Genomic DNA, 815 nt, shown 5'->3' with positions numbered 1-815 from the left:
CCCGCCCCGCCTTCCAGCCAGTCGTTGCCCGCGCCGCTTTCCATACGGTCGTCCCCATTGCCGCCATACAGGCGGTCATCCAGTGCGCCGCCAAGCAAGGGTTTGGATGGGCCTCTTTCCGTGCGTGCAAAACCGATGACTTGATAATCAATGGCTTCACTCACCGGGGTTTTGGGGTTTTTCAGGTTCAGGGTTTGCTGTTCGTAATCCCTGTTTTGCGTCCAGCGCAGCGTATAGCCCTGATGGCGGGGAACCTGACTGTTGTATGCCGATTCACCGCCATCCGTTCGATTGCGTTGCATGACGTTGCCAAACAAAAAGGCCCGGTCGGTATACTACTGCTCGGAATAATGCGCGGCCGGCTGGCCGGCGGCCCGGGCGGCTTTGTCCGCCTGCCAGTTTTGATAGACCTCTTTCCAGGCCTCGGACTGCCACAGGGCATTCAGGGCCTGGCTGTCAGTGCAGGTTATGGCAACGGGCGAGAGGGTGTATAGCGAAACAAAAGCCGCAAAGTCTTCGCACGCCTGCTGCGGCGCAATGGCGCCCGCTGGCTGAATGCGCAGTTTGCCTTCCAAGGCCCGATACGCCGGGTCAGCTTGCAATTGGGCCAGGGTTTCATGAAATTTGACGCGGCCCTTATCGCTGTCGCTGGCGTCGCTGGCTGGCAGGCTTTCGATGTTGGTGCCATGAATAAAGCGCCGCACGGCATCCAGCACTCCTTCCAGCGAGCCTTTGGCAATGTGGCTGCCCGATGAAACGATTTGGTTCAGGGCTTCAATGCTCAAATCAGGCGCGAGTTTTTCCAGCGCATTGCC

1 protein-coding gene and 1 pseudogene are annotated in these 815 nt (G+C 58.9%); both read right to left on the bottom strand.

Features of this window, described 5'->3' with window-relative positions:
* Positions 1-317, bottom strand: a pseudogene (locus tag QB898_RS13095) (hypothetical protein); the annotation flags it as partial.
* Between the two features lie 18 nt (positions 318-335).
* A partial coding sequence (locus QB898_RS13090; RefSeq protein ID WP_279525301.1) for a hypothetical protein occupies positions 336-815 on the bottom strand: 480 nt, incomplete at its 5' end.

The organism is Ottowia cancrivicina (assembly GCF_029813755.1).
Lineage (GTDB): Bacteria > Pseudomonadota > Gammaproteobacteria > Burkholderiales > Burkholderiaceae_C > Ottowia > Ottowia massiliensis.
Note: the sequence above shows the minus strand (reverse complement) of the source record. Positions and strands in the feature narration are given on the sequence as shown.